This is a genomic window from Porphyromonas circumdentaria (assembly GCF_900167105.1).
GTDB classification, from domain to species: domain Bacteria; phylum Bacteroidota; class Bacteroidia; order Bacteroidales; family Porphyromonadaceae; genus Porphyromonas; species Porphyromonas circumdentaria.
The window spans coordinates 56,070-81,746 of the sequence record NZ_FUXE01000001.1 but is presented as its reverse complement, the minus strand read 5'-3'; the positions used below and the strand labels follow the sequence as shown (position 1 = coordinate 81,746).

Genomic DNA, 25,677 nt, shown 5'->3' with positions numbered 1-25,677 from the left:
ATATAGAATGGCATCAGTATTCCCAATGAAAGAAATATTGGGGGATTGTGGTAATTTTATCGTTGGAGGGAAGCCATTCGTAGGATAGAGTCAGCTCAACATATCCCTAATTAACATCCACACTAGTCACAATGCTCTTAGTCAGCAGTCATATGATTCTGGTAGTTGGTCTGGACCTGCATCTTGCAGCGTCCGGCAACCCATTCCATCCCTACATTGGGCTGGTCATAGATCCTGCTGACTATATTCCGTTCTTAGGTAGCGATGTTCATATCAATGGTCTGAAACGTGGTGTATCAGACACAAGTGGCGTCTTGCTTACTTTCCAGCACATCCCACTCTTTGGTCCTTTTGTGATGATGCCCGTCATCGGTCATGAGAGTATGAATTTCTACTCCTCGGAGCATACCTTTGCCGACGAGACACGCCTTTGTCCTAAGGGTCATATGCTGATGACCTGTAACGATGTGGGTATTCCGCTCTCGGCTGCCTTTTCGCCGAAGAAGAAACTTAAGTTTACTCCCTCACTTTTTGCCCCCACCTCATACTCTCTTCCCATCCCAACAGGGGCTCCTGTTGTTTTAGGAGGTCCATACATCCCCGACTGGGGTGGAGTGTTAAAAGGTCTGGCTACGAGTATGTGCTTTAGTACTCTCCTGAGTTTTGCTCCTGCACTATTCAAAGCTTTGAAAAAAGGGGCTAAGAAAGCATTGACCTCCTTTAATCACAAAGTTCTTAAGAGTAATCTTGGGAGCAAAATTCCCAAAACAAAGTCTTTAGGAGACTGGCTCTGTAAGCACGGCTTTGAACCAGTAAACTTGGTCAATGGAGTAGTCGTTTATGAAGGAATAGACTTCTCCTTTCCATCGCTCCTACCGCTATCTTGGGAGCGTGTCTACTACTCTGATTCTGATTATATAGGACCTTTAGGACGAGGAGTACACTGCAACTACGACCGCAGTGTAATCATTCTCCCCGAAGACGAGATTATCGTACTGCGTCTAGGTGATGGTCGTATTGCAACTTTTCCTATGCTCGCTGTAGGTGAAAGTTTCTTTGATCGAACAGAACGCATCACACTCTCCAGAAATGAACTTGGGTATAGTAGCTATGAGCATCGAGAGAGACTTCGCTATGACTTTACCTACCAAGATATATACAAGGGTTATGATTGCTATCGTTTGGCCAGCCTTAGCAATGACGATGGTCAGTGCATCCGCTTAGACTACACTGAGTCTCGCTTGCGGACTATGGTAGATGCCGTAGGACGAAAATTTGTTTTCCAGAACTCCGCCCACGACCTCATCGAGAGCATCTACCTTTTCTACCCGAATGGAGATAGTGAATGCTTGGTTCGCTATAGCTACGATGCCGACAGCAATATGATCGGCATCACAGATGCTCTAGGGCAAACGACACATATCCGTTATGAAGAGCATCGTATGGTCGAAAAGACCGACCGCAATGGCGATACTTTCTACTGGGAGTACGATGCACAAGGACGCTGCAGGCATACTTGGGGTAAGGACGGGAGCCAAGAGGGCTGGATTAACTACTTCCCCGCCGAGGGCTACAACATTGTCAGAGATGCCAATGGAGCGGAGACTCGATACAACTACGACAGCAACCAGCTAGTTCGCTCAATTATCGACCCCTTGGGCAATACCACTCGTTATGACTATACCGAGTCGATGGAACTCTATCGAGAGATAGACCCCGAGGGGCGTATTTGGGGCTGGCATTACGATGATCGAGGAAATCAAATAGGGGTTAGTTATCCCGATGGGAGTTATGCTTATCAAATCTTCGATGAGCAGGACCGACTTGTTATAAGTATTGACCCAAGTGGGGCTAAGCGTCTATTCATCTACGATAAGTCCGAGCAATATGCTCATCGGGTCAATCGTATTTTGGATGCCGACGGCTCGCTTACTATCCTTCACTATGGTGGACAAGGGGAGCTTATCGGTATCAATAAGGGCGACCGCTCTATTGCCCTAACTTATGATGAGATGGGTAATCTCATCTCCTATAAAGTGGGGGAACAAGAGCAACAGAGCTGGTCTTACGACTACCGAGGGCGTATGCTCAGCGAAGCCCGCCCACTCCATCCTGCCGATAGCTTTGAGTACGACCTCTTAGATAGAGTAAGGCGTATCTATCGCTCCGATGGTAATGTGATAGACCTCAAATATGATGCTTATGACAACATTACCGAGGTTAAGGATAAGGAGCGACACGTCAAGATGCGTTACACTTCTATGGGCAGCCTCAAGGAACGCGAAGAGCGTGGTGAAAGGGTTCATTTCGTTTATGACCCTATGGAGCAACTTACAGCTCTTACGAATGAAAAAGGACATCTCTATCGCTTTCAACGCAACAAAGCAGGTCAAATCATCAAAGAAATTGGCTTTGATGATATAGAACGGCAGTTCGTCTATAATCAGGCAGGTGAAGTCACACAAGTAGTGCGTCCCAACAAGCAACAGACAACCTATGAGCGAGACGCTTTTGGTCGGATTAGCCGTGCCGACTACTCTGATGGCTCTTGGGAAGCATTCTCCTACGATAAGAGAGGACAATTGAGTGGGGCATACAATGCCCATAGTAAAATCACCTTTGAGCGAGATACACTGGGGCGTATCCGTACAGAGCAGCAGTTCCCAGCAGAGGGCACTCCTGAGGATGGTATCAAGGTTGAATCAAACTACAATCTCTTTGGAGAACGTACTCAGGTACGCAGTTCTTTGGGGGCTGAACAAAGGTTTGACTACAACAGCACCGGTCTCGTAGAACAACTACAAGCAGATAAGGAGGATGGCTCTCTATGGGAGAGCCGCATCTGCTATGACCAGGCAGGTAGAGAAATTGAACGCTTTGCAACAGGAGACCTCTTCATCAAAACGCAGTATGATGCCTATGGCTCTATGTCAGGACGCTTTGTCTACAAAGGCAAGGAGCAGAGAGGACATCGTCTCTTTAGCTGGGGGATTAACAACAAGCTTATCTCACTAAAGTCTCACCTACTCGCTGATCCTATACTCTTTGACTACGACAAAGTAGGCAATCTGAACTACTCTTCTTGCGGAGTATATGAGCGTTTGTTCAAAGCCCCGGACATCATTGGTAATATCTACCGAGATAAGGAGCGGAAGGACAGAGTTTATGATAGAGGCGGAAGACTACTCAAGGATAAAGAATATTACTATCGTTATGATGGTGAGGGAAATCTTATTCTCAAGAGTCCTCGTAACATTTTAGAGCCACCAGTTCGTCCAGAGCCTAAGGATTGGTTAGACAAGCTATTTACGCGCACTAAGCCAAGCCCTGAGGAGCTACAAAAGCATTACAGCTGGCAAGAGGGCGACACAGCTTACGAGTGGTATGGCAATGGTATGCTCAAGAGTGTGCGTACTGCTGAGGGGCATTGTATTCGCTTCGAATATGATGCCTTGGGGCGTCGTACGCTCAAAGAGACGCAAGATACCTGCTATCGCTATGCTTGGGATGGTAATGTGCTGCTACACGAGTGGAGCTATAGCAGACAGGACAAGCCGCGAGTGCTGACCGATGAGCTTGGGCGGACAAGTTACGATAGAGAGGAGCTGCACACGAACCTCGTGACTTGGGTTTACGATGGCAGTAGCTATACCCCTGTGGCCAAGCTCACAGAAAAGGATAGCTACACCATTGTGCAGGACTACCTCGGCACGCCCATACAAGCTCTCGACAGCAAGGGAGAGGTCGTATGGGATTGCCTGCTTGACATCTATGGGCGGACACGCTCAGAGGTCGGAGAGGCGGGCTTCATCCCCTTCCTCTACCAAGGGCAGTACCTCGATACGGAGACTGGGCTCGCCTACAACCGCTACAGATATTACGACCCAAGTACAGGAAACTATATCAGTCAAGACCCGATAGGACTGGCTGGCGGAAACCCGACCTTGTATGGGGATGTTTTTGACAGCAATACGGAAATTGACCCATTTGGATTGGATTGTGGTAAAGCAACTTCAAAAGCTCGTAAATATGAACAACAAATCCAAGATATGTATGGAGGAAAATTACCTCAATCACAAAGGGAATATAGAGCGATGATTGGAGGAAAACAAGTTAATGGAATAGCTGACCACGTTGTAGATATAAACGGTAAGAATGTAGCAATAGAAGCCAAATATGTAAAAGATTGGTCTAAATCAATACGAAACCCCAATAGTAAAATAGGAATAAACCGTTCGCTATTGCAGAACAACAAAAAATGCTTTCACAAGCTCAAAAATACTCGAATGCTTTTGACGAGGTTATTTATCATACAAATAGCCAAGATTTGGCAACACATTACACAAAAATCTTCCAAGATGCAGGATTAAGTAATGTAAAGATTAATATAACACCATAATAATGAGTACAATTAATAGACATATTCCAGGAACAATAAAAGTAGAGGGAAGAGAACACCTATATATTTCTGATGACGGAGAGGATTTTTTTACAAAAAGTAGCCGAGCTGTTAAGAAGCAATCATTATTTGATAAAGTAACTTCTTTGTTTGAAATAGCTCAAAGTGGAGGAGTAATATCGGAAAATTGCAAACTAAGGCTACCGACCAATGAATTATTTCACGGATTATCTTATAAAGGAGATATTGAGGGGTGGCGGAAACAAATAGAACAAGGGGCAGAGCAGTTAGGTTTATTGACAGGTAAAATCTCTGAAAATAATATAGAACTTTCGGACGGTAGAATATATGCTCTATCAGATTGTAAAATTGAGTTCTACTAAATCCAAGGGCAATACGAGGACGAGGAGACAGGGCTACACTATAACAGATTCCGCTACTACTCAAATTACATCTCGCAAGACCCAATTAGACTCGCAGGGAATAATCCTACCCTTTACGCATATACTCACGATAGTAACTGGTGGATTGATCCCTGGGGGCTGGACTATAAGGTTGTCAAAGTTGGAAGTCGTAAAAAGGCTATTCAAAAGGCAAAAGATCACGCGAAAGCTCCAAGGCAATCAAAAGGAGGAGAACGTATTGATATAAATGAATTAAATGAAAGTAGTCGAGGTAAAAAATGGGGAGAGATGAGATCTAGAAAAGCAGAAAGCTTAGGTGCAAGAAATCCTAAAGGGAAAAATTATTGGATGGAACATCCTGATGGTCATCCCGATGCAGGGCTACCTGGAGTCCCTAAACACCATGAAGGAGGGCATGTCCACTCTGTAAATAACGCTGGAGAAGAGATTGTTTTTATATGGAAGTAATGGAGGGTGTTATCAAGTTTGCTTTCCCAAAAGACTATAATTTATTTAGTTCAAAGGAGAAAATACAAGCTGAGCCATACTGCTTATGTTATCAATATGATATAGTTGATGGGTATGGTCCATATGGTTTTGTCACAAAGAAAGCAGAAAAAGTATTGGATAGCATATCTGAGAAGTATGTTTTTTGGGATGCTTCTTTGAGAAAGACATCGCAAAAAATGGTGTTTTCAAAGTCTTGCATAGGTATTCCAGTAGAAATTTTTGATGAGTTATTTTCAGATTACACCGCATTTTCTTTATGGGAAAAGAAGAGAGCGATACTCCTTAGATTAAAAAAAAACAAACAAATTATCTCTCCTCCTATACCATTACTTTTAGACCTATTTGATGATAAAAAGGGCACAATAAATGTCATTGCTATTAATCAACTTCTACTACGAGGGTATGCACCTATTTTGTGTTGTTTTTTTGCACCACAAGCGGGAAATACCATTGTTTCTTTTTCTCCACAGATTATGACGTCTATAGAGGATATGGTGAAGATTTATGGCATCACTTATAGGGAGTTTGATAAAATTGGGGATTTGTTACCGTGGTGATTGATATATGGAAATCTTATAATCTTTTGAGGAGACCTTCGACCTTATATACTCTGCAATAATTTCTATTTATGTTTAATGTTACTGGTCAGCAGTCATATGATTCCTGTTGTTGGTCTGGACTTTCATATTTCAGGTTCCAGCAACCCATTCCATCCCTACATAGATCCTGCTGACTATATTCCTTACCTTGGTAGCAGTGCACTTTTGTTTGACAACATACAGACTATATTACCTCTCAAGAATTATCAAGTGAATACTTTTTTTGGGGAGGGGGAAGGAGTTAAATGATTCTGATGTATTGGAAAATCTTGCATGATGCTCTATGTAGTATCAAGAAAGACAACCCTAAAGACTATCAATGGATATCTGTAGTCTTCATGTCTATGGGGAATGCTCTAAACATTTTGGGGCTTCTTATATCGTTTCATATCCTTTGGGATACTCCTATCTTACTTTTTCAAAATCTACAGTTTATAGCAATAAAACCGATGGATTCTTTGCTTAAGTTTTTTCTTCAATTTCTGATGGTACCAGTTATATTCAATCTATATTGCCTAAGCAAGATTAAAAGGAAAGAGAGAGAACTGACTAAGGAGACTTCACATAAAGGGAAGTTATTTGCCTACTATATGCTCCTCTCCATTATAGGACTGATAACTTCTATCCTCATAGCATACGTTTTAGTAAATCCACTCAAGGAATGCTTATGAATCGTGATATAGTATATTGGACTGAACACTATGTTCGTAAGAATAGTGGGGAGGATTGCCCTAGAGGGATATTATCCGATTCTTTATTTATCGTCTCTCTCTGTTCTCTTTTTAATCTACTAACGATAGTCTATATCGTTGAGTTTTACACAGGATGTCGTATCCTACAATACCTTCCAATAAAATCTAAGAACGAGCCTGCCTCATGGCTATATGCCATACTGCTGATATTGCCTATCTTAGTATTCATATATTGTCGATATTATAGAGGAGAGCGACTGGACAGAATACTCAACGACTACGAGCAACAGTCTCCCCAAAGGCTTCAGTTGGGAAAATTTATCTTTTGGAGCTATGAGATAATCACATGGGGAGGTTTTACCCCCTTTCTTATCTCCTTTTCAAACATTGACCCAAAGGGAACAAATGATTCATATGAGTTTATTAGAGGACATCATATGGATTGGATTGCATAAGGATAAATACTCTAAAATATGGTGCGGAGTGCGACTTGGATTAGTAGCTTAATGTCTACGCTCTTCTTTATTGGATGTCAAAATCATACCGAACAAATATCTGGAAAGATGGATTCTCCTTCTGCATCTTTTCGCATCGAGGTACTTTCTTCTTTGTATGGTACGCCCAAAGAGAAACAACAATATCTTATCACAGAAGAGTATGATGAGTTTAGAACACTTGTTTTAGAATCCTTTCCAGACTCAATTCGTTCTCTACGCTCGGTCGAAGTTTGGGAATATACCTGGCAAACTAACCGCATAGATAGTATGCTGACTGTCTGGTACCTTCCTGAAGAAGATTCATTAAAATACATCTGCCACTTTAAGCACTCTACATACAACCTATACTAAATATATTAGAGAATGTTCAAACCATTAACCATAGTCTCGATTGTGTTTGTCTTTTTGATGATTGGCTGTAAGAAAGAGATTGCCATGCCCTCGGATAACTCTATGTTAAATAACTTCAATCTTCATGAAGCTACATTTGAGGAACTGAAGGATATTTCCGTCAAATATCATAATTTTCACTATCCTCCTTATGACGAAAAGGATAGTGTTATTTCGATGATTTCGTCCGAACATCAGAAACAATTAGATACCCTACTTCAAAAAATCAAAGTCAGTCGTATCATTACTACGGATACGACTGAGGTACGTTTGCTACTACACACATGGGGGCTATCGATTAGTGGTGGATATAAAGAATATCTCTATTCCTCAAAACTAGTAGATGACCTAAAGCGATACAATGAAGAATGTATCTTGAATCCTGACTTGGAGAAATTTCTCATCAAAAGAATTACGATGGAAGATTTGAATCAAGTTGCACAGCGATATTCGACCAACTTAGAATTATATCGACCTATTAAGGGATCATGGTATATACATCTCTGTCGAGAGAATTGACTTTTAATGGGCATATTATTCTTTTGGGAATAGTATAATTTGTCTACTATCTGATCATCGCAAAGATTCTTAAGTTCAATGTACCCTTTGAATAGGTTGGCTTTTTATAGTAGGTTAGGTTCTTTCTCTCGGTTATCAAATGCCATTGTCAGCTGTATCGCTTGTACTTGTAATCTAATGATAGCTGCGGAGTATCTTTCGAGCTGCTGTATCATTCTTTGTGCTGTGGCGACTGTGTGGTAGCTATTGAGCGTCTTAACGGCTTCGTTGTAATTCATACCGATAACTCTCAATTTAGTGATGATGCTGTCCAACTCTCTCAGATAGGGTTCGGCAGTCTTATCCTCTGTAATGACCTTAAAGGAATGATTCAAGAGCTGTCCTCTGACGTAGTCGCTCTTGGTTTTCGCTCCCGACTTTCGGTATAGCTCAATGAGCTTTTGTTGATCTTCTGGGTTCGGTACTCTGATGTGCCATCTGTCCCATCGTGGGCAGGTGGCACATCTGCCGTCTGGCTTGTCTGTATTCTTTCTTTTCATTGGTTTCGTTGTTCTTTAATCAAGACTTTGGAGTGATTGATACCCCTATCGGGGCAAGGGTCTTTGTGCGACAAATGACAATTTGTGGTACAAAGACACACCTTGCTATGAACAAAAAGGGGTAGGTTCAATAGCTGATGGCTCAGCATTCAGTAGGTCTACTAATTCTTGAGTTTCGAGCTTGCTCGATAACTCCAAGACTAAGTTCAAAGGTTATTTCAGAGGTCGTTAGATGACTTCAATGCTAAGGTTAGAGGTTGTTTTGGTGGTTGGTCTAAATAGACTAACTGACCAATTGACCAACTGACCTAAGTCTATTCAGACTTGCGTCTATCTAATCTTACTTTCTGACTGTTAGAATGGGGTTATAATGCTTTTCGAGCATCGCTTGGATGTCGCTCTGTTTGTATAGTATCTTACCTCCTATCTTGTAATAGGCTAAAGCGCCGTTGCTTCGGTACTCTTGGAGCGTGCGTGTGCTGAGCTTGAGTAGCTCGCAGACCTCTTCTCCTGTGAGGAATACCTCTCCACCCAGCATCGGGCGAGCCGAGGCACAATAACGCTCCAACTTGGCTAATACGCCCTCCATCAGCTGAGTAAACAGCTGCATCTGACGGATTTCGCTTGTAATGATTTCATTCTCTGCCATAGTGCGTTCATTCAGTTTTTGAGTTCAATGCTTCCGTGATGTCACTCTCTTTGTAGTAACACTTATGCCCGACCATAGAGAAGGGGATTTTGCCCATATCTCTAAGTGTCTGCAAGGTTCGCTTGCTGATGCTCAGCCTACGGCAGACGGCTTCGTTGTCGAGCCATTCTTCTGTTTCGGGAGGCAAGGGAAACGAGGGAAAAGGCAGGCAAAGGAGCTGATAGAAACAGCCACACTTGCGGTAATGAGATGAGGATTAGGCTCGTTCCTATGGTCGAAAATGGCTCGTTTTAAGCCTTGCTTGCGTCCAGGGAGGCCTGAGTATATCGTATTCGTTCGGGCTTTTCTTAATAGAGGGTGGGTTTGCCAAGCAAGGAGGGAGAGGGTGTCTTATGTATAGCGTTCTGAAAGGCCTTATATAGGTATCAAAATTTACCCAAAGAAACCTCTAAATTTTCTTGCGGAAGAAAATTTCTCTGCTTGCGGAAGCAAAAATATTTTCTTCCGCAAGGCGGTAAATTTCTGTACGTATGAAAATATTTTTTGGTACGTACTCCGATAAATTTTCATACGTACAAAAAATCTCTCCTCCGCAGGACTTGACCTTGCTGGGCAAACGGACCGCCCTTGTACCTTTGCCCGAAATGAAGACGACCTTAGGCGGTGGACGGCTCGGCTTGACGCATGATGGCTTTGCAGTAGCCCTCAAACTCCGCCTGCTGACGCTCGGCAAGTGCCGTCATATCCTCCTGTATCTTCTAATCGGTGATTTTGCCGTAAATCTGTGTCGTGTCGATACTACTATGCCCCAGCATCTGACTCACCGTCTCAATCGGCAAGCCGTTTTCCAAACAGATGGTTGTGGCAAAAGTATGCCGTGCGGTGTGCGAACTCGCCTCTGCATGGGGCGAACATCCAGCCTTGATGAGTAGCTCACGGATTTTGCGATTGAAGTGGCTGTTTACGGCATACATCCGCTTTGCCCCCTCGAATCCCAAAAGCGAGCAAAGCTCTTGTAACTATCCCGAAAGGCTCTTATGGTGGCTTTACTAAGGGTCTTACCTTCATAAGCCTTCTTCGCCTCGCAAAGGGTTTGATATAGCTCTAAGATTGACTGCTGGGGCTTTTCCTTTCGGAGAAACTGCTCCTTGAGGTACTCGGCTGTGATGTATTGCTCCTCTCTGAGAATGCGTTCGTAGAGTGCATTCAGTCCCTGCTCGATAGCATTCAGTGCGTTGTTGATGCCTTGTGCCGTGGGAGAGCTTGCTTTTACTCTAGCCCTCTGAGCGTTCCAGTCTTCGGGGGCTGTTTGTTGCTTGGAGGAGAACGAAGCTGTCTTGCCATTACAAGAAATGCGGCAACGGATAAGGCATAGCCCTTCCTCATTCGCCTTGCTACGGTCGATAAAGAATAACACAGAGAATGTACTTTTCATCATCTTGCTTTTAGTTGGTTAAACGATAGTGAGCAATCTCGGGCAGGATACGCTCTATATCCCGAAACACGCGCTCGGGCGAGGTCTCGGCATAGACTTGTGTAGTCTTGATTTGACTATGCCCGAGCATCTTCGACACGCTTTCGATAGATACCCCCTCGGAGAGGGTCATCTGCGAGGCGAAAGTGTGACGAGCCATATGGAAGGTGAGGCATTTATTGATTTTGCAGAGCTTCGCCATCTTCTTCAGATGGATATTGACTGTATCACAGCCAGGAATGGGCAGGAGATAGCCCTTGGGGGGCTCGTGGCGAAAGGCTCGGGTGTGAATACCTCGGTATTGCTCGATGATGGTAGATGCCTCAGGCAAGAGGGGTATGTGGCACACATTGCCTGTCTTGATGCGAGGCTTGCGTATCCAAGTCATTCCGCCCTCCTCCACAAGATGCTCAGAGGTGAGGTGATAAATATCCGTGTACGATAAGCCTGTATAGCAAGCAAAGACAAACATATCCCTTGACACCAGCTCGTAATCTCCTAATTGCGTTTCATCTAAGGCGATAATACGCAAAAGCTCCTCCTTGGTAATGTAGCGTGGCGAACCGACATCCCAGCGGATAGAATAGCCCAAGAAGGGGTAAGTGTCGATGATATGCCGTTTGTATAGGTCTTTCAGTAGCGAAGCCAGCATAGAGAGGTAGCCAGCCGTGGTATTGAGTTTGAAAGCCTTCTCTCGAGTGAGATACGCTTCAAAGTCTTCAACCAAGGCTCTACAAACTTTCTGAACAGGCAGGTCGCCTACTCGATAGCGGTGTTTGATAAAAGTCTCGAAATGCTTGCGAAATAGGAAGATACACTTATACCTGCGTTCACTGCGGTCTATGCCTACACGCTCTCGAAAGCGTGCTAAATAGCCCTCCAAATGATATAGCAGCCCTTGGCTATCGCTGTTTAAGCGAAAGAGTGTGGCTTTAACCTCCTCGGCTGTTACTATTTCCCCCTGCTTACTCTGCAAATACTCAAAGGCTCGATGTACAGCGAGTTGTAAGCGGTCGAGTTCTGCGTTTACAGATACAGCTTCGGCACTTTTGCCCACGAGTCTGCTCTTACGGCTATCCCATAGCTGAGGAGAGCAAGCAATTTTACAACTGAACTGCACCATTGTTCGCCCCACACTGAGGCGAGCCATAATGGGGCTTTTTCCTTCCTTACTCTGTGTGCCTCGCTTGAGGTAAAAGAGTAGCTTCAATATCTTTTCTTTCATTGTCGTTTTTGTTTACAAAGTTAGACCTCTAAGGGATAGTTGTCGCTACGCAAAACATTGAAAACAAGAGAAAAAACACCGTTTAAGTTACCACTTTTTGCTTACCTCTTCCGAAGCCCCTAAAAGGGAACGATTTGGTAACTGAACTCGCTCTTTCAACTGCTCTTTTTTGCCTTTTTTCGTGGTGCAAGCCAATGCAACCAAACGAAAGAAAGGCTGTTAATCAAGCAGATAACCTTTTCTCGCTTCCCCTTACTCCTAACTCCCATATTTCCGCATAGAAGCTCGCAAGTTCCGGCACCTTAATGAAAGTGCGGAAGCGTTCCTTCTGAATGATTTCATTTGTTACTGAAAACTCATAGTCGGTGCTTTTCTTGGCAAAGACTGCTGCCCAAGCATCAAAGCTGTTGATACCTTGCTTCTCAAGGGCTTGCGGACGCAGGTATTTGAAGAGCAAATAGAGCTCGGTCAAACTATTGGAGATCGTCGTGCCGGAGAGGAAAGTCGCTCCCAAGTCCTTGCCCGACCGCTCCTGAATGGTACGAATCGCAAAGAGCATATTGAGTGCCCGTTGTGAGCCATCGGGATTCCCCAAGCCTGATACACGGTCATGACGGGTATTGAACATCAGGTTCTTAAATCGATGCGACTCATCCACAAAGAGGTGATCAATGCCCATCATCTTAAAGTCTACGGCATCGTCCTTGCGTTCGGCTATGCTGTCTTGGATATCTCGGAGCTTAACCTCTAAGGTCTGCTTTCGTTTTTCCAAGCCCTTGAGCATACCCCGAGAGATGTCCCTATCCTGTTGGCGTAACACCTCGAGGTTCTCTTCCACCGAGTCCATCTCCTTTTGCAGGATAGCCTGCTGTATTTCGAGGGCCTGAGGGATCATTCCAAACTGCTCGTGGGTAAGGATAATACAGTCCCAATCATTGTTCTTGATGTCGTTGAAAATACGTTGGCGGTTCTGCTTGGTGAAGTCCTCTTTACCGGGATAGAGGATTTTGGCATTAGGGTAAGCTTTGCGAAAGGTGTCGGCAATGTCAAAGACATTCGCCTTTAGACCGATAATCATCGGCTTATTCACCAAGCCCAATCGCTTCATCTCGTAGGCTGCTGTACACATAATGAGAGTCTTGCCTGCTCCTACTTCATGGTCGCAGATACCCCCTCCATTGGTTTTGAGCATCCAGACGGCATCCTTTTGGCTCTTGTACAGGTCGGGAATCCCTAACCTCTTGAGGTCGAGGTTAGGGAAAGATTGATGCGAGCCGTCAAAGTTTGGACGGACGAAGCAGTTAAAGAGCTCATTGTAGCGATCAGCAAGTTGCTCCTTAAAGCTCTCAGGACTTCTCCCCAGCCAATCGACAAAACCTTGGCGGATCTCTTCAATCTTGGCATTGGCTTGCTGTATTTTCTCTCCATCTCTGACTTTGATGGTTTTTGTTTCCCCTGTGGTCTTATCTACCACCTCCTTGTTCTTATTGATGTCGGGGATGGTATTATGTAAGGCATGCTTGAGGAGATGTAAACCGTCATAGCGACGGAACTCCCCTTGCACCGCATACTTGTGCCAGATATAGGCATTCTTCCTATCACAGCTAATCGTGTACTCATCCATGTTGGAGTGGTAACTGATACGAATGTCCGTTTCAAAGAACTCGGAGGCAAACTTCTCATATACACTACTCGGAATCCAACGCTCTCCGAAGTTAAAATCAAGGTCGCTAAAAGGAATTGGCGTTGGGCGCGCTGCCATGAGTGCTGCCAAGCTCTGCTTACCTTCCTCATGGTCGGGGTGGTCAAGCAACCAAGAGGCAAGCCCATCGGCTTTCTCAATCACATTGCCTGATACGAACTTGTCGGCAACCTCGTAACCATCTATCTCGGGATTGAAATAGATGCGTCCTTCCAAGGCAGAGAGGATATCCGACTCTTCCATCTCAGGAAGCAGAGAACTTATATAGTCAAGTTCTACCGTTCCGTACTTATTGAGCGAAGCACTGAGTGCTTCCAAGGGGTCGGCAGCAATGGTGAGTTCGGATGTGGAGAATGCCGTTGGATGGTCAAAGATATCGGCTTTGACAAATTGACCATTTTCTGACCTTTCGAGGAAGAGCATCTCTACCCCTGTGGCATCCATCTTGATGATATCGATATTGCTCTTCTGATTGAAATGTCCCCAGCGAGCGACATAGCTGTCATATAGTCGATTGAGTTTGCTACGCTCCTCTCTTTCTTCGGAGTGATTGATTGCTTCATAGTCGTATAGGCGATGATAGCTCTCACGTACCTCAATATAGGCTTTCAGTCTTGACAGCTGCGCATAAGGCAAATCCATCGGATTGAAAGTCGGATGCCTTTTCAAATCGGAGATAAATCCCACTTGACCATTCTGCAATACGATAGAACCATCCCTCAAATGTGAATCGGGAGCAGAGAGAAAAGGGCGAGGAGAAGTGTCAAAGATTTTCTTACTCTCGACAGTAGATGGAGCCGAATAAGACTCGTTTTCATTTGCGAAATCAAAGAGGCTGCGTTCGTAGCCACTTGCCGCTCCCCCTTTTTTGCCGGCTCTATGACGACGCGGTGTGGCTAAATGACCGGGCTTTGTTGTAGGAGTTGTGTCCGATTTCTGCTTGGGCGCAGGGATAGGTTCTTTAATACTTTCGTTGAACAGTGCCACCTCTTGTGTCCATAGCGTATACTCCTCAGGAGCAAAAAGAAAAGTTTCAGACCAATCAGGATTCTCCATTATGGGATGGTGGTCATCGTCGAAGTAGACTGTTTGACCATTCATCTCTCGGGGAGGTTCTACATCTGTTCGTATTTCGGGCACCTCTTTCTGGTATTGATGGTGTAGCGTTAACGTAGGAACCCCTTCGGGAGCGGGTTCTTCTTGAGAGGGGAGACTAACCGTAGGCTCTTGCCTTTCTTCTGCATGCCCTACCTCAGTTTCTCCCTCTTTTGTCTTTTCTTTCTTCTCTTCAACCACAGATTCCATTCGGGGAGTGGCTTCCTTGGTATATCGTCCTCTGACAAGTTCCTCGAGTTCTGCGATTTCGTGAAGTTTCTTAGGTTTGAAGTATAGATCTCGCTCTATGCCTAAGCCATGTATGTTGACTTCCGCCATCTCATCGAGGGAGATAATACCGAGTTCCCATTCATACCCCATGGTTACAGCACCGAAGCCGATACGCTCTTTGGGGTCATATTCGAGCAAATAGGCTGTGTAAGCGCCCATTGGAAAGAAGTAGCGGGCATAGGCGACTTTATCTCCGATCAGTTCTCCTTCAGTGCTGTAGAGTTTAGGTAGCTGTTTCTCAATGCTCTTAGGCAGGAGCGTGTAGGCATCGTTAATCTTGTCATCCAACTCTGCACCTTTGCCTTTTTCCTCTTTGGACTCAGACAACCCTGCTGTTACACCCAATTGACGTAGCTTCTTTTCGGCTTCAGCTTGTCGCTCTTCCTCTGTCATAGCAATGCCTGTCTCATACAATTTTCTGTCAAAACGCTTCTTTATATCCTCTGAGAGCTGAAAGCGTAGACTTTGAGCCATCTCTTCAATACCGCCATCGAACTCATAGACCCACGTGGGCTTGCCATAAGGGTCTGTACCCATCGTGCGACTTGTGGCGATGGTGTGTTTCATCACTTCCTGCCACTCACCCTCAAAAAGAGAGCTATGATTAAAGGCAATAGAGAAGCCATCACCTTTGGGTACTGGGAAAGTGCTGATAAAGGCTTGCTCCATCCCTTCGCCAATATCTTTACCCGACTGCTTTTGCAGGACAATGAGGTCGCTTCCGACTTCTGTGCCGGCATTCTCACTGAACATACCCGAGGGTAGGCGAATAGCCGAGATAAGCCGACTGTTTTGCATCAGATAGCGACGGATAGGCTCGTTACGTGGGGCATCGAGGACGCCTTGTGAAGTGATGAAGGCAAGTAGTCCACCCTCTTTGAGCGTATCCAGCCCTTTAACGAAGAAATAATTATGAATGGCTCTGGTAGATTCGCTCTTGAGTACATCTTTACCCTTGGTGTAACTACGGTCGTAGACCATAAAGTCTCCAAAAGGGATGTTACTTGTCACAAGGTCGTACCTATCCTTGTCCTCCACTTCTCCAATGGCTTCAAAGGGTTGGTTCTGCACGAAGATATTCCCTTCGCCATGGGGGTGAAGGGCTTGTGAGATACGAGCCGTCAGGAGGTCTTTTTCCATGGCATCGACAAGGCTTACTTTGGACGCAAAGGTCTCGGCAAAAGCCCCCATGCCTGCGGAAGGATCCAAACATCGCTTGATGGTAACCCCTGCTGTTGCAATGGAGTCGGCAATAGCTGAGACAATATGTGTATCCGTATAGAAGGAAGTGAGCACACTTGCCTTGATGCTATCCCAATAGCGTTTGGCGGTATGGGCATCTATCGCTTCTCGATAAATGAGTTGCTTGAGTTGTTGCGTGGGAGCAAATAGGTTTTGCTCTGAAGCAGACCAGTGTCGGATGTCCTCGGCTTGGTCACATCTGTTGAGAATACACTTGAGTCCTCCAAAGCCCTGATATCCTCTTAATATAGTTTTTTCAGCCTCGGTTGCCTCTCGACGTTCTTTCTCTAAGCGGAGTACGACACGAATAGCTTCGGTATTAGCCTCTAAAACAACTTTCTTATTGTATGCCATGGTTGTAAATCAGATAAGGTTACACAGTCGATAGTGAAGAGCGCATCTTGCACTATCGACTGTTCGTTTTTTGCGGTGAAAGAAAAAAAATGTTTTATCCCTTCTTTTTCTTACCCTCAAACTCAAAGGTTGTACTGTTGTCGTCTTGGAGAACGAGTCGGGCATTGAACTTCTTACCGGCCTTGCTCACTAAGCCTTTGAGAATGGGTGTTCGTTTGATATTGATCAGGTCTCTGAGATTATCCTCAGAAAGAAATGTGCCACAAACTTCTCGGAAGATGACAAAGCCACAGCCCTCGTGTCGACACTTGGCAATCTTTGCATAGATACCGACACTTTCGTTACCACACTTGGGACAGCGATAAGTCGGGTAGCTCTTTTGTGGAGGCGATAGCTTCAAAAGCTCTTGACAGATTTGCTCGGTATACGCTGCAATACGCTGTCCGAACTCTCTGGCGGATGCCGAACCCGCTTCAATCGTAGAAAGAGCAACCTCCCATGTTCCTGTCATCTCAGCATTGGCGATACGCTCGTCTTTGACAATCTCATAGACCGAAAGTCCTTTTTCTGTGGGTACGATGCTTTTCTTCTCTCGTCGGATGTACTCTCTCAAAATCAGAGTTTCGATGATGTTTGCTCGTGTGGCAGGTGTTCCGATACCACATTCTGCCATCGCTTGACGGCTTTCTGCTTCTTCGACCTCTTTGCCGGCATGTTCCATAGCCGAGAGTAAAGTCGCCTCAGTATAGAGGGGCTTAGGTTTCGTTTTGTGTGTTGTGATTTCAGCAGTGCTGACCTGAAGAGTTTCTCCTTCTGTAAGGTTGGGAAGAGATGCCAACTGCTCTTCTTCATTTTCTGCCTCCTCTCCTTTGTTCTTCTCTTTATTCTCTTGGGCAACGGCTTTCCAGCCGGAAGATAAAATATGACATGCCTTCCAAATATAGGAATGGGTGCCATCCGTGAAGATGACCTGCATACGCTCCTCTTCTGAGTTCGGAGAGAAGGCTTCGATAAAGCGTGTACAAATCATCTGATAGATGGTGTTTTCATCTGCACTGAGCCCCAATGCCTTTTCTCCGGTTGGGATAATGGCATGATGGTCGGTGACCTTACCATTATCCACGCTATGACGGTTGAGAGGAGCTGTCAAGCCCTCTCCAAGCATACTGAAAATAGCAGAAACTTCCTCGAAGACATCTTCACTGATGTAACGACTGCCTGTACGTGGGTAGGTTGCGACTTTCTTCTCATAGAGAGATTGAGCTATTGAGAGAGTCTTATCTGCCGAGAAACCATACTTTCGATTTGCCTCCTTCTGAAGTGTGGTAAGATCATACAAGAGAGGTGGCGGCGCAGTTCCCTCCTTTCTTGTGAGCGATGATACGGTCAGTCGACCTTGACTGCGGAGGGTACTGAGAGCACTCTGTGCTGAGACCTCATTATCGAAGCTGTTTGTGCTAATGGCTTTGAGGAGGATACCCTCTTTATCCACTAAGGCATTCACTCTCCAATAAGGGACAGAAGAGAAGTTCTTGTTTTCGAGGTAACGACGGCATACCATCGCAAGCGTTGGTGTCTGTACACGTCCCAAAGAGTAACCTCCCTTACGAGCGATCGACAAGGCCCGACTGGCATTGATACCTACAAGCCAATCAGCCTCACTTCGAGCTTTAGCGGAATAGTAAAGGTTGTCATAGTCTCTCCCTGCTCTCACCTGAGCTAAGCCCTCACGGATAGCTTTATCTGTAAGTGAACTAATCCAGAGTCTATCGAATGGTTTGTGGCAGTCGAGGTATTGATAAATCATGCGAAATATCAACTCACCCTCTCTTCCTGCATCGGTTGCTACGATGATGCGCTCTGCCAAACCAAAGCAATGACGAATGACTTTCAGTTGTTTTAGAGCAGCAGGATCATCAGGAAACTCCTTGTCCTTGCGGACTTGGCGAACGATGAGTCGGAAGGGATTGGGACGAATGGGCAGGTCTTCGGCTTTATAGGTAGAGTAGCCATAAACTTCTGGCATGGCCGGCGTAATGAGATGCCCCATCGCCCAAGTCACGAGGTAGCCACCTCCTTCGAGGTATCCCTCCTGTTTCGTATTTGCCCCTACAATACGGGCAATATCACGAGCCACCGAGGGCTTCTCGGCAAGAATACATATTTTCATTTGTTTGTTGTTCAATTATTTATTTGTAATTTTGGTTCCACTATATGACTCGCACTTTGTTGGGAATATCTTCAGACTTTAGTATAATCAGTTATGTGCTGCCTCTATCACTCGGTTTTACTGCAGATTGTTGTACAATTTTAAGTTCTACAGGAAAGGAGATACGGCCTATGGATTATATTGTATTGGCTCTTGGGGTTGTGGCAGATAAAGACCTTTATATATAAAGATGATATATTCCTAAGACATAGTGATTAACCCCACTGCCGCCACATACAGAGACTCGCAAAAGCGAGTCTCTTGCTTTTTACATCTTGCGTCCACGACGCTGTTGTGTCTTTCTCTCTTGCTTCTCTTTTTGCTCTGCCGAGGGCTGTGTTTGGCCGGATTTGAGTGGTTCTTTTAGGTGCTTAGTAGCTTCGTTGGTCTTGCCTTGGTTATTGACCGCTACCTGTGTCTTGTGTTCTTCAGCCACGGCTTCAACTTTGCCATTCCCCTGTTTCTTGTCTGGATTGTATTTGAAGAAGCGTGGGCGGTTCTGCTCCTTATCCATACGTACATAGGCGTTAAAGCTTTTACCTTCCTTATCTACCATATTTTTGAGATAGAGTGTACTGCCACTGTTCAATGCTTCACGCTGTTTCTCGGTTAGCTCCAAGCCACAGAGTTTATGAGGTACTCCTCCTTGCTTCTGCTGTTGACCCTGGCGCTCTTGGAGACTTTTGCTTTCACCAAAGATAAATTCGATACCTTTTTTCTCGGCATTTACCTGCAAGGTTGCATCAAAGGATTTGCCATTCTTCGAGGTCATGCCTTCTACTTTCACCGCCTTACCTTCTACAAGGTCTTTGTACTGGATATCAGAGAGTGTAACCCCTTTGATTTCTTTGGGGATAGAGACACGGTCGGCACGCAGTGCGATAACCTCCTTAGTCTGTGGATCAATAGACACATAGGCGGCAAAAGACTCGCCATTCTTCGGAGTTACTTCAATGGTTTTTCCAAGGTTACCTGTTTTGAGAAGCTGTTCCTTCTCTTCCGGAGTAAACTGGTGCCCCATATAGGGGAAATCCAACTGTGGTTCTTTACGCATAGCATGCACAGCAAGACCAATGTTACCATTATCATCGGTGCGGAAAGCGAGGCGTGCTTCTGTATAAATAGAGCTGTTGCCATAGGGTACAGCAATGCCCATAAGGTCGCTCTTCTGCCAGTTGAGCATCTTCTCTAAAGCCCCACTCGCTTCGAGTTTCTCTCGGCTCAACCTGAGATCTTCGAGCATACGCCAATCAATCTTTTCCGGATCAATGGTCGTAGCATTTTTCTGCATGGGTAGAAAGTCCTCGAAGTGTACCTGACTCTCTTGGAGCTGCGCCTTTACTTCGGGGCTTTGTCTGTTTTGAAGAGCTGTGCGGAGGTGTTCTACACCTTGTTCCACATTGTTAGCTACAACCTTATACAGTCCGAAACGAGAAGGGTCATTGAACTGCTTGAGGAAGTTGGTCATAAAGTTCTTGAAGAGCCCATCCTTGCTGTTAAACTTCAAAAAGGAAGCCTGATTGGCTTCCCGTGCCTCCGAGGTCTTGAGTTGACCACTTTCGTCAATACCTGAAACGACAGAAAGCGTACCGACCTCTTGGTCATTTTTCACGGCAGTGCGGTCTTCCAAGACCAACACATAATCATTGTTGTTCGATTCCATAATAATTTGTTATTGTAATGAGTAATTTATCATCGAACAACAAATATATAATTGATTATTCCACACAGATAATCGTCGGGATAACACAAGAAAGAAAAGGGAATATATGGCAAGTATAAAAAACAACCTAATCGTTTTTTTAGTTTTTTTACTTGTTTTATAAATAACTATCTTTGTCACCAATATATGATTTCAATATTGAGGAATCATCGTAAGATAATGGTGGCAAGTAAAAACAAATAAATAATATTGCTTAGGAATTTATTCCCAAATTTTATTTTATATCGTACGTCATACGATAAGGTATAGAAAATAGTTAGGAGGGTATGTATAATCTAGAGAGGTGAAAATAGAGGCTCTCTTCGAAACTAACATTCTGTCTATGCCCATAGAAACAGAAAGGAGAAGTAATTTCACACGCACTACACTATGAACCAATAAGCTATTTTATCACATAAAATCAATAAATACTACGACATGGCACAGACTATATTTGGCATTGGAGTTACATACACCCTAGTCGTTGTTGTCCTTTTAATCTATATTGTCCATCTTGAAAACAGGGATCGTATCACAAAGTCTCACAAAAGATTGATCATTGCAGACATATATGCGTTCCCCTATTTAGTTGTGCTCCTTACCATTCCATTTGGACTAGATTCGAGTAAAGGTATCATAGGATTCCTCCTCTTTTGGACAGCGATTATAGTTCTCTCTGTTATAGGCTTCGATATTGTATTCTTTACTCAGAAGATAAGGGGAATTGTATAAGGTTTAGATATTTTACTTCAGCACACATTCTTTTGCAAATACCCATCTGCTTTAATGGATATACTTCCTGCATCAGGCTTCTCTTTGATTAGTTCACTAGTGTATGTTTCTCTCCTCAATACGAGACTGGTAGGGATAAGTAATTTCTATGCTTATCTTATGACTACTCTAGATCAACAACTAAATTTTAAATAAATGATATCAAGGGAATACTATCACTACTGTGACAACATCATAGTACCCAAGAAGGGATAGATATTTAACCAAATATCTCTAAACAAAAACTATCAGTGAAAGCTATATGAAAGGCTTAGTGAGTTTATTATCTGAAGGTGTAATTCGTAAAAAATATATACTACGCAAGAAAAATAATTACTTAATTTAAGAACAGTGTAATAAAACTAAAAACATGAAAGGAAAAACTTTTTGGGGAGCTATAATGCTAATCTTTGGATTCTTATCCTTAGAGAATTCTGATCCCATTCAGACAAAATTATTTTTAATTGGGGTGTGTGCCTTGGGTATTATTTTGATGTATAAGGGTATAAATCAGTCAACTAGGGAGAAGAGAGAAAGAAAAGCAAGAGAAAAAGAAGAACTAGAGAGACAGCGAAAAGAAGAAGCCTTACGAGAAGCTTATAAACGAGAAAATAGGGAGAGGAGTACAAAAAGCGTCGACGGAGTTGAGTTACTTAGTTTTTCAAGTAGCAACAATCTTCTTACTGCAGGCAATAACCTTATTTCTTTTCAGATACGAAACAAAAATAGTTATGATGTACGTGTCTCCTTGTCTTTTCGGTATGGAGATAATTGGGAATCTCACTACAAAGACATTACTGTCAGGGCAGGACGAATAGAGCTTGTCGAAACAGGAGGAAAAGCCTGGAACAAAGCGAAAGACGTTCGCATTGATTCTGTTTACTAATCGCCCTAACAAATTCTTTGCAAGGATACAATAGACAATAACCCCCTTCCCCTTAGGATCAAAAACAATGTAAAAACCATGCAGTATCACGTGTGATGATTAAGATTTAGTCTGACAGGTTTTAACCCTAAAAAACATCTATCAGACTGAATCTTGACTATTTATTACAGATCTCTCTAATTATTATAGGACATAGATTTTAGATAAGTTATAACAACGAATAGCACTATAATCATAAATGGTCTCATTCTAAAGAATATTGGGCAAGACTCATAATCAAAACTACTGACTCAAACACCTGTTTTTCAAGAGAAAACTCTTCTCCCAAGAAGTCAAGGATAGTAAAAAAACAATTGCTATATTTGTAAGAAAGGACGTTCACTTTTAACACATAATACATCCTACGTAATGAATAGGTTAGCTACATCAAGTGCCTTGCTTCTTAGCACGCTGGCACATGTTTCTCTGACCTGCCTCTCGACTGGGCTATCGGCAGAAACGCTTTTGGCTGTTGCTACTGGAATTAGTGGCAGTGTTGTCACAGATATGATTAAAGGCTTATCTCGAGAGAAAATAAAGCATTTGCTTTTTGGCACCCACCCTAGCAATCTTAACCATAGCATAAAAAAGCTATTTATTTCTTCTATTGGAGAAGCATTAGACAATATCCTTATCCTCTATCGAGAAACAGGTGTCAGCAAGCTCGAACAAAATAGTGCGAAGAAATCAATTAATGTACTCAAGAAGCATCTTCAAAATCGGAGTAAATCTGATGATGTCGCTTCTTTTTTAGATGATGAACACATTCGCTCCTTCATATCCTCAGACTATAGCTCAGATGATATAACTAACTACCTCAGAGATGGGTTAGAAGGGAATGGACTAGATCTTAAGTTGAAGGATTTTATTTCTCAACACTTTCCTGCTCAAATACAGCTATGCTTTGGCGAAGGCCTGAAATCTTCGGAGCATCATGACGCATGGGTCGCTTATCAGAGACTTATGTCAGATGAGCTGCGAGAGATGATTAAGGAGATAGAGTTGGGGCAACAGGAAATTAGGCAAGATTTAAAAGCCCTTAAACTTGCTAATGGATTAGATCCTGTTGTACAGGAAGAGCTTCATCGACTCAATGAACTCTTATCAGATGAGAATAAGTTTAGCCTAGCACTTAACGAAGCTCTTGGTCAGTCGCTTACACATCTCGAGGAGCTAGCCAATAGGCTCATCTTTATCACGACAGAGACTAACCATACAGTCCGAGAGATTAAGTCTCTACAGCAGGAACAGCTGCGGCGCGCCCAAAAACTACATTACTTAGTGATATCGGCTCTAATGATTGGCCTAGTCTCGATCGGTCTTGTTGGGATTATGGTGCTGCGAGCCCCTTTCAACTTATCAGTTATGGTACATGGTTGGCTCGGGAAGGAACATATCCCTCTAAAAAATATGGGTAGTCTTACTCTAACCGTTAAAGGTAAGACCTATCAAGGAGAGATTGACAGCCAAGGAAAAGTCCTCTTTGCCGATCTACCTTACGATTGCTCTGGGGAAATAGCTCGAGTTCGGATCGATAATACCGAAGGGATGCCTTATGTCTGCTGCGATAGCACTATCCTAATCAAAAAGGGAGAAGTCTCCTTCCTTCCTATCAGCATCATCGGGATAGATCAAGTTATGGGGGTAGTCAAGGATGAGGAGAGTCAACTCCCAATCCCAAATGCATTAGTTCGCATAGCCGGAGTGGAGAGTCGGACCGATAGTCTTGGACACTTCGACCTAGCAATCCCGATTAACCAACAAGCCGAAGAACAAGAGATTGAGATCCTCAAAGAAGGCTATCTGAGCTATCGAGCCACACATACAACTGTAGGCAAAGATCTCTTTCGTCTTTTCTTAGATCGCCAATAATGTATCTTAAGCCTAATATTTCCTATATGATACGCTTCCTTCTACTTTTACTGAGCTTATGGTCTGTGATGGCTTATGGGCAACAGATACCGCTCAAGGGTATCGTGACGGTTCAGAATAGTCGAGTGAATACCGGCAAGACGGAGTATGTATCCGAGGCGAGCATTAGTCACCCCAACGCCAAACCTACTGCGACAGACAGCCGTGGAGCTTTTACCTTGCAGATACTTCGCCTCAAGAGCGGTGCACAGACTGCCATCGAGGTTAAGCCCACAGGGCGGTACAAGGACTATATTGTCGTAGACGAGCAACTGATCAAAGACATCACTCTTGGGCGTACTACGCCTATCAGTATCTGTATACAGGATAGAAGGATTCTTGAGGAGCGTGAGAAGCGCCTGATTGCCGTAACGGTCAAGAAGCAAAACGAGATCAGAGAGCGTAAAATCGCAGAGCTTAATAAACGCATTGCAGCCCTGGAAGAGGCTAATGACTATGCCAATGAGCAGTATCAGAAAAGTATCGATAGCCTTACGCTTTTAGCCAATGACAAGGGCCAAGCCATAAAGCGCATCCGAGAGTATGCCAAGGATATGGTCTTGATCAACCTAGATGAGGCTGACAGCATCTACCGAAGGGCTTATCAGTTCTTCGAAGAGGGGGAACTGGATAGCGTTGCAAGCTACCTTAGGCGACACATCAACTTCGAGGAGGAGAGCAAACAAATTCAGCAGCAGCTGAGGGAGGCCCGAGATAAGAAGAGTCTAGCCCGAGAACTAGACGGTCAGGCTGACCAGCAGCTCGCCAATGCCGAGGGTGCCCAAGCTCAGCTCCTCAAGAAGCTCCTGCTTGCAGCCAAAGCGAGTGCCGAGCTATACAACTACAACGAAGCGATACAATACTACGAACAGGCTCTCGCCCTCGCTCCCGAGGACATCTCGACAATGTGGAAATATGCGGTCTATCTACAAGAAATCAAAGAGCCCCAGAAATCTTTGCACTATCTCTTGACGATCAAAAAACGACTTGAGAAAGATCCAAAGACGAGCCCGGGGGCTTGGGGTGAAATTCTAAGGACATTGGGGGGAGTAAGTGATGATCTTCGAGACTATAAAGCCGGGCAGGATTATCTTGCCCAAGCCTTGGTTATTTACGAAAAACTCGTCTCAGAGAACCCGAAGGTCTATCTGCCCGACTTGGTGATGAGCCTTAATAACCTAGGGGCTAACTACAATGCCCAAAAGTATTATGTGAACGCGTCAGTGTGTGTTAGTCGAGCCATCGCTATCTATGAGCAGTTGGCAACGGAGTCCCCTAAGGTCTACCTCCCCAACTTGGCGGCGGGCCTTAATAACCAGGGGATTAACTACAGCGACCAAAAGGATTACGCGAAGGCATCAGCGCGCTATAGTCGCGCCATCGCCATCCGTGAGCAGTTAGCCTCTGAGAACCCGAAGGTCTATCTGCCCGACTTGGCGAGTAGCCTCAATAACCTAGGGGCTAACTACAGTTATCAAAAGGATTATACGAAGGCGGCGGAGTGCTATAGCCGAGCCATCGCCATCCGTGAGCAGTTAGCCTCTGAAAACCCGAAGGTCTATCTGCCCGACTTGGCGA

Annotated in this window: 16 protein-coding genes and 3 pseudogenes; 10 read left to right on the top strand and 9 right to left on the bottom strand. The window is 44.3% G+C overall.

Going from position 1 to position 25,677, the window contains the following annotated elements; genetic code table 11:
- Window positions 1-152 precede the first annotated feature (152 nt).
- From B5D06_RS00375 to B5D06_RS00335, 7 genes and pseudogenes are all read left to right on the top strand, one after another.
- Window positions 153-4,370 (top strand): DUF6531 domain-containing protein, encoded by a 4,218-nt coding sequence (locus B5D06_RS00375; RefSeq protein ID WP_159442655.1) that lies wholly within the window; start codon window positions 153-155, stop codon window positions 4,368-4,370.
- 31 nt (window positions 4,371-4,401) lie between these two features.
- Entirely contained in the window at window positions 4,402-4,782 is a 381-nt protein-coding gene (locus tag B5D06_RS00370) for a hypothetical protein (protein ID WP_078736048.1), read from the top strand.
- Window positions 4,783-4,884 (top strand): annotated as a pseudogene (locus B5D06_RS09015) (RHS repeat-associated core domain-containing protein); the annotation flags it as partial.
- Window positions 4,885-5,091: 207 nt separating this feature from the next.
- Entirely contained in the window at window positions 5,092-5,271 is a 180-nt protein-coding gene (locus B5D06_RS08815; protein ID WP_143742531.1) for a hypothetical protein, read from the top strand.
- Window positions 5,262-5,870 (top strand): hypothetical protein, encoded by a 609-nt coding sequence (locus B5D06_RS00360; protein ID WP_078736047.1) that lies wholly within the window; start codon window positions 5,262-5,264, stop codon window positions 5,868-5,870. Before B5D06_RS08815 ends, B5D06_RS00360 begins: the two co-directional genes overlap by 10 nt.
- 1,207 nt (window positions 5,871-7,077) lie before the next feature.
- Entirely contained in the window at window positions 7,078-7,452 is a 375-nt protein-coding gene (locus tag B5D06_RS00340) for a hypothetical protein (protein ID WP_159442654.1), read from the top strand.
- Between the two features lie 12 nt (window positions 7,453-7,464).
- Window positions 7,465-8,010, top strand: a complete 546-nt coding sequence (locus tag B5D06_RS00335; RefSeq protein WP_234989527.1) for a DUF4948 family protein — start codon at window positions 7,465-7,467, stop codon at window positions 8,008-8,010.
- 104 nt (window positions 8,011-8,114) lie between these two features.
- Here the strand turns inward: B5D06_RS00335 and B5D06_RS00330 are convergent, their stop codons facing one another.
- From B5D06_RS00330 to B5D06_RS00290, 9 genes and pseudogenes are all read right to left on the bottom strand, one after another.
- The gene (locus B5D06_RS00330) at window positions 8,115-8,549 is read right to left on the bottom strand and encodes a plasmid mobilization protein (protein WP_078736040.1); all 435 of its coding nucleotides are present in this window, start codon (window positions 8,547-8,549) and stop codon (window positions 8,115-8,117) included.
- 340 nt (window positions 8,550-8,889) lie between these two features.
- Entirely contained in the window at window positions 8,890-9,198 is a 309-nt protein-coding gene (locus tag B5D06_RS00325; protein WP_078736038.1) for a helix-turn-helix domain-containing protein, read from the bottom strand.
- 7 nt (window positions 9,199-9,205) lie between these two features.
- Window positions 9,206-9,382 (bottom strand): annotated as a pseudogene (locus B5D06_RS00320) (helix-turn-helix domain-containing protein); the annotation flags it as partial.
- 472 nt (window positions 9,383-9,854) lie between these two features.
- Window positions 9,855-10,172, bottom strand: a pseudogene (locus B5D06_RS00315) (tyrosine-type recombinase/integrase).
- Complete coding sequence (locus B5D06_RS00310) at window positions 10,160-10,636, bottom strand: Arm DNA-binding domain-containing protein (protein ID WP_078736034.1); 477 nt, start codon at window positions 10,634-10,636, stop codon at window positions 10,160-10,162. Before B5D06_RS00310 ends, B5D06_RS00315 begins: the two are co-directional and overlap by 13 nt.
- Before the next feature lie 7 nt (window positions 10,637-10,643).
- Window positions 10,644-11,897 carry a site-specific integrase gene (locus B5D06_RS00305; RefSeq protein WP_078736033.1) on the bottom strand — a complete coding sequence of 418 codons (1,254 nt, stop codon included), beginning with the start codon at window positions 11,895-11,897 and terminating at the stop codon, window positions 10,644-10,646.
- Window positions 11,898-12,120: 223 nt separating this feature from the next.
- Window positions 12,121-16,581, bottom strand: a complete 4,461-nt coding sequence (locus tag B5D06_RS00300) for a DUF2958 domain-containing protein (RefSeq protein ID WP_078736032.1) — start codon at window positions 16,579-16,581, stop codon at window positions 12,121-12,123.
- A 94-nt stretch (window positions 16,582-16,675) separates the two neighbouring features.
- The gene (gene topB, locus B5D06_RS00295) at window positions 16,676-18,751 is read right to left on the bottom strand and encodes a type IA DNA topoisomerase (RefSeq protein ID WP_078736031.1); all 2,076 of its coding nucleotides are present in this window, start codon (window positions 18,749-18,751) and stop codon (window positions 16,676-16,678) included.
- 307 nt (window positions 18,752-19,058) lie between these two features.
- Window positions 19,059-20,453 carry a DUF3945 domain-containing protein gene (locus tag B5D06_RS00290; RefSeq protein WP_078736030.1) on the bottom strand — a complete coding sequence of 465 codons (1,395 nt, stop codon included), beginning with the start codon at window positions 20,451-20,453 and terminating at the stop codon, window positions 19,059-19,061.
- A 1,180-nt stretch (window positions 20,454-21,633) separates the two neighbouring features.
- On the opposite strand from B5D06_RS00290, the gene B5D06_RS00280 reads away from it, so the two are divergent.
- From B5D06_RS00280 to B5D06_RS00270, 3 genes are all read left to right on the top strand, one after another.
- Window positions 21,634-22,149, top strand: a complete 516-nt coding sequence (locus B5D06_RS00280; RefSeq protein WP_078736028.1) for a hypothetical protein — start codon at window positions 21,634-21,636, stop codon at window positions 22,147-22,149.
- A 408-nt stretch (window positions 22,150-22,557) separates the two neighbouring features.
- Window positions 22,558-24,060: a carboxypeptidase regulatory-like domain-containing protein gene (locus B5D06_RS00275; protein ID WP_078736027.1), complete on the top strand. Its 1,503-nt coding sequence runs from the start codon at window positions 22,558-22,560 to the stop codon at window positions 24,058-24,060.
- 68 nt (window positions 24,061-24,128) lie between these two features.
- On the top strand, window positions 24,129-25,677 hold a 1,549-nt coding region (locus B5D06_RS00270), incomplete at its 3' end, for a tetratricopeptide repeat protein (protein ID WP_159442653.1).

What these genes read in the sequence shown, in the direction of transcription:
- B5D06_RS00375 (WP_159442655.1), top strand. Translation starts at nt 153, where the DNA reads ATGATTCTGGTAGTTGGTCTGGACCTGCATCTTGCAGCGTCCGGCAAC.
- B5D06_RS00370 (WP_078736048.1), top strand. Translation starts at nt 4,402, where the DNA reads ATGAGTACAATTAATAGACATATTCCAGGAACAATAAAAGTAGAGGGA.
- B5D06_RS08815 (WP_143742531.1), top strand. Translation starts at nt 5,092, where the DNA reads ATGAGATCTAGAAAAGCAGAAAGCTTAGGTGCAAGAAATCCTAAAGGG.
- B5D06_RS00360 (WP_078736047.1), top strand. Translation starts at nt 5,262, where the DNA reads ATGGAAGTAATGGAGGGTGTTATCAAGTTTGCTTTCCCAAAAGACTAT.
- B5D06_RS00340 (WP_159442654.1), top strand. Translation starts at nt 7,078, where the DNA reads ATGGTGCGGAGTGCGACTTGGATTAGTAGCTTAATGTCTACGCTCTTC.
- B5D06_RS00335 (WP_234989527.1), top strand. Translation starts at nt 7,465, where the DNA reads ATGTTCAAACCATTAACCATAGTCTCGATTGTGTTTGTCTTTTTGATG.
- B5D06_RS00330 (WP_078736040.1), bottom strand. Translation starts at nt 8,549, where the DNA reads ATGAAAAGAAAGAATACAGACAAGCCAGACGGCAGATGTGCCACCTGC.
- B5D06_RS00325 (WP_078736038.1), bottom strand. Translation starts at nt 9,198, where the DNA reads ATGGCAGAGAATGAAATCATTACAAGCGAAATCCGTCAGATGCAGCTG.
- B5D06_RS00310 (WP_078736034.1), bottom strand. Translation starts at nt 10,636, where the DNA reads ATGATGAAAAGTACATTCTCTGTGTTATTCTTTATCGACCGTAGCAAG.
- B5D06_RS00305 (WP_078736033.1), bottom strand. Translation starts at nt 11,897, where the DNA reads ATGAAAGAAAAGATATTGAAGCTACTCTTTTACCTCAAGCGAGGCACA.
- B5D06_RS00300 (WP_078736032.1), bottom strand. Translation starts at nt 16,581, where the DNA reads ATGGCATACAATAAGAAAGTTGTTTTAGAGGCTAATACCGAAGCTATT.
- topB (WP_078736031.1), bottom strand. Translation starts at nt 18,751, where the DNA reads ATGAAAATATGTATTCTTGCCGAGAAGCCCTCGGTGGCTCGTGATATT.
- B5D06_RS00290 (WP_078736030.1), bottom strand. Translation starts at nt 20,453, where the DNA reads ATGGAATCGAACAACAATGATTATGTGTTGGTCTTGGAAGACCGCACT.
- B5D06_RS00280 (WP_078736028.1), top strand. Translation starts at nt 21,634, where the DNA reads ATGAAAGGAAAAACTTTTTGGGGAGCTATAATGCTAATCTTTGGATTC.
- B5D06_RS00275 (WP_078736027.1), top strand. Translation starts at nt 22,558, where the DNA reads ATGAATAGGTTAGCTACATCAAGTGCCTTGCTTCTTAGCACGCTGGCA.